This window comes from Halorubrum sp. AJ67, assembly GCF_000513435.1.
In genome coordinates this window covers 147,402-150,988 of sequence record NZ_CBVY010000009.1, presented here as the reverse complement: position 1 = coordinate 150,988, position 3,587 = coordinate 147,402, and the positions used below count along the sequence as shown (strand labels likewise).

The window sequence follows — 3,587 nt, the reverse complement described above, 5'->3', positions numbered from 1 at the left end:
CCGCGATCCGGATGACCGACTTCGACGCCGCGCTCGACGAGGTCGAGCCGACCGGCCTCCGGGAGGTCACGGTCGAGTTCCCCGCGGTCGGCTGGGACGAGGTCGGCGGCCTGGAGCCGGCCAAACGCGAACTCGTGCGCGCGGTGTACTGGCCGCTAGAGTACGCCGACCGCTTCGCCGAGATGGGGATCGACCCCCCGTCGGGCGTGCTCCTTCACGGGCCGCCGGGAACCGGGAAGACGCTGCTCGCGCGGGCCGCGGCGAGCCTCAGCGACGCGAACTTCATCCCGGTGAACGGTCCCGAGCTGCTGGACAAGTACGTCGGCGCGAGCGAGCAGGCGGTCCGCGACCTGTTCGCCACCGCGCGCGAGAACGCGCCGGCGGTGGTCTTCTTCGACGAGGTCGACGCCGTCTCGCCGAAGCGCCGGGGCGACGACACGGGTGCCGGCGAGCGCGTCGTGTCGCAGCTTCTGACAGAGCTAGACGGGCTGGAGCCGCTCACCGACATCGTGGTGATCGCGGCGACCAACCGCCCGGACAACATCGACGAGGCGCTGCTCCGCCCGGGACGGATCGAGAAGGCGGTCGAGACGCCGCTCCCCGACCGGGACGCGCGCCGCGAAATCCTGCGGATCCACGCGCGGGAGATGCCGGTCGCGTCCGACGTCGACCTTGAGGCCGTCGCCGACCGCACCGCCGGGTATAGCGGCGGCGACCTCGCGGCGCTGGTCCGGGAGGCCGGACTGCTCGCGATCGAGGACGGGATCGTCGACGACGGCCCGACGACCGACTCGACCGTCGGTCGCGGCCACTTCGAACGCGCGCTCTCAGAGACGTCGCCGTCGACCCGCGACGGGCGGGCCGGCGTCGAGCCGTCGGCGGACGACCGACCGGAGAGCGATCGATCGGCGGAGTGAGACGCCCGCCACGCGGGCGTTAGCTCGGTTCCTCGTGGAGGTTGAGGACGAAGTAGACGACCCCGACCATGGCGAGCAGCTCCAGCGCCGCCATCGTCCAGAACCGTACGTTGAACCCGCCTCCCGGCTCCTGTAGCGTCGGTATCAGGAAGATCCCGACGAACGCGGTCACGACGCAGACGGCGATCCCGACGACGGAGCGTGTACGCAGCACTGGCGGCTGTTCGGTGTTTGTGTCAGTCATGTCAAAAAATGAACCGCGAACGGTTATTTATCTGCTGTTCGGCTCCTTCCGACGTGCGAGCCGATCAGTCCGCGGCCTGCGCGTCAGCGCCGGCGGACGGCTCGGGTGCCTCGGTCCCGCCGATGATGGCGCGGCTGCGAAGCAGGATGAAGCCGAAGCCGACCTTGGCCAGGACGTCGAGAACCATGAACAGCAGAGTCTCGACGCCGAGGCCGACGACGCCGGTACCCTCGGTGCCGACGATCCACAGGATCGGATACGCCGTCCAGAGGACCAAGACCAACGCGGTCAGCGTGTTGAACAGCTTCGCAACGTCGGGGCCGCGCTCCTTCGCCGCGGCGCGCAGGCTCGTGGCGAGGAAGTACAGCACGACGATCATCGCGATCGTGCTGAACAGCCACCACGTGTACCGCGCGAGCGGCGTGTGTGAGAGCGCGCCGATGAGACCGGTGACGATCATCAGCGCGTCGACGCCGACGAGCGTCCCGATCGTCGAGCGGTCGACCTTCGCCAGCAGGGCGAGGTCGAGCAGCAGCAGCGGCGTGGTGAACAGCCAGTCCGCGTACCGCGCGTAGTAGATGTCGAGTACTTCGCCACCGACCGTGACTTCCGTCAGGCCGATGCCGAAGAACATCGACAGGTACGCCGCCGACGCGATCCCCGGAATGAGGATCGTGATCGAGTAGTACTCACGGGCCTCCTTGTCGGTGACCCCCCATCCCTTGACGAGGAAGTAGAAGGTCCCGATGAGCATTAGTATCGTGCCGATTCCCAACCATAGTGTCTCGGGGCGTCCGTCCCCGAGTAGGTCGTATCCCGCCTGTAGCGCTATCGGGTCCATACCCACATCTTGATACAGTATATACTCTATTGAGATCGATGCCAACCTAGTCAGGTATCGGCGGCGGTGGACGCCCGATCGCGGGAGCGTTCGGGCCGCCATCGTCGGCGTCACACTTCGGTTCGGGGGAAACCTTGTCGGCCCGAAAGTAATGAACCTGGGGACCTACGGGTGGTACATGGTAGACGATGACGCCGAAGAGGAAGCGGAATCGACCGCCGAGACCACCGCGGAACGAGAGGCCGAGACCGAGGCGACCGACGACGTCACCATCGATGTCGAGGCGATCGACGCGTACGAACAGCGCATCGAGGAGCTGTCCACCGCGGTCGAGGAGCGCGAGGACACGATCGAGGAGCTTCAGTCGGTCGTCGAAGAGCAGTCCGAACAGATCGAGACGCTCGAAAACCAGTTCTTGGATCTGTCCGCGCGCGTCGCAGACGGACGGAACCTCGGCGTCTGCCCCGAGTGTAACGGGCCGACGGAGAAGAAGGAACGGCTGTTCAGATCGGACACGATCGAGTGCACGCGCTGCGGCGAAGTGATCCACACGTACTGAGTCCTCCTTCCTCTCCCCGTCGGCGCGGCTGAGCGACGGCGGGCGCAAAGGGGGGAGGCGGCGTATAAAACACCCAATAATGACGACGAGACCCTAACCCCGTAAGAACCGTATCTGCTGGTATGTCGACGTCGACGGCGGGTCCGGTACGGCGGCTTCTCGGTGAACCAGAACGGACGGCTATCGGTGCGTCGCGCGCCGCGTTGCTCCTGCTCGCGGTCGGATTCGGCGCGTTGTCCGCGGCGGGCACCGACATCTCGCTCCGGACGCAGATGATCGCGTACCTCGTCGGGATGGTCGCGCTGAACCTCCCGCACGGGGGGTACGAACACTTCTCGAACCTCCGCCGTCGGGGGCTCCCGTTCGGCGCGCGGTACGTGGGGCTGTACGTCGGCTTCGTCGCGACGTTCGTGGCGCTGTTCGTCGTCGCGCCGCTGCCGGCGCTCGCGCTCGCGTTCGGGACCGCGGTCGCGAAGGGGGGACACGGCGACCTCCGCGTGATGGACGCGCTGGTCGGCACCGACCACCTCCCCACGCGACCGCAACGCGCGCTCGCCGCACTGGTCCGCGGCGGAGCCGTGATGATCGTCCCCGCCGTCTTCTGGACGGACACCTTCTACGGGTTCACCGGCATCATGCTGGGCGTCTTCGACGGGCAGTTAGCCGGACCGGCCGTCTCCTCGCCCGAGGCGTTCACCACGGCGCTCGGTGCCGCGTACGGCGTGGGTGTGTTCGCGCACCTCGGCGGCGGGCTCGCGACCAGTTGGCGTTCCACCGGCGGCGTCAGCCGGTCGTGGCTCCTCGATGCCGCCGAGACGCTGCTGCTCGTCGCGTACTTCGCGCTCGTGCCCGTGGTCGTCGCCATCGGGCTCTACTTCCCGCTGTGGTACTCGATGCGCCAGTCGGCCCGGAGCATGGTCGTCGAGCGCGAGCGTCCCAGCCGGACCGAGGGCGTCTCGCTCGTCGTGGCCTGGGGCGTCCTCGTCGTCGGCGCGCTGGCGACGGCGACGGTCGCCGTCACCCTCT

General features: G+C 67.9%; 5 protein-coding genes. 3 read left to right on the top strand and 2 right to left on the bottom strand.

Annotated features, from left to right (window positions below):
* Nucleotides 1–917 (top strand): 26S protease regulatory subunit (locus BN903_RS09495; protein WP_048077495.1); only part of this gene is annotated, 917 nt, incomplete at its 5' end.
* Nucleotides 918–936: 19 nt separating this feature from the next.
* Here BN903_RS09495 and BN903_RS09490 read toward each other — a convergent pair.
* A complete protein-coding gene (locus tag BN903_RS09490; protein WP_048077494.1) occupies nt 937–1,161 on the bottom strand; it encodes a hypothetical protein in 225 nt (74 codons plus the stop codon).
* Nucleotides 1,162–1,225: 64 nt separating this feature from the next.
* Nucleotides 1,226–2,002: a bacteriorhodopsin gene (locus BN903_RS09485; RefSeq protein WP_079890635.1), complete on the bottom strand. Its 777-nt coding sequence runs from the start codon at nt 2,000–2,002 to the stop codon at nt 1,226–1,228.
* Between the two features lie 178 nt (nt 2,003–2,180).
* Here BN903_RS09485 and BN903_RS09480 point away from each other — a divergent pair, with 178 nt between their 5' ends.
* Complete coding sequence (locus BN903_RS09480) at nt 2,181–2,561, top strand: SlyX family protein (RefSeq protein WP_048077512.1); 381 nt, start codon at nt 2,181–2,183, stop codon at nt 2,559–2,561.
* Nucleotides 2,562–2,683: 122 nt separating this feature from the next.
* The coding region (locus BN903_RS09475) for a Brp/Blh family beta-carotene 15,15'-dioxygenase (protein ID WP_079890634.1) at nt 2,684–3,587 on the top strand (904 nt) is incomplete at its 3' end.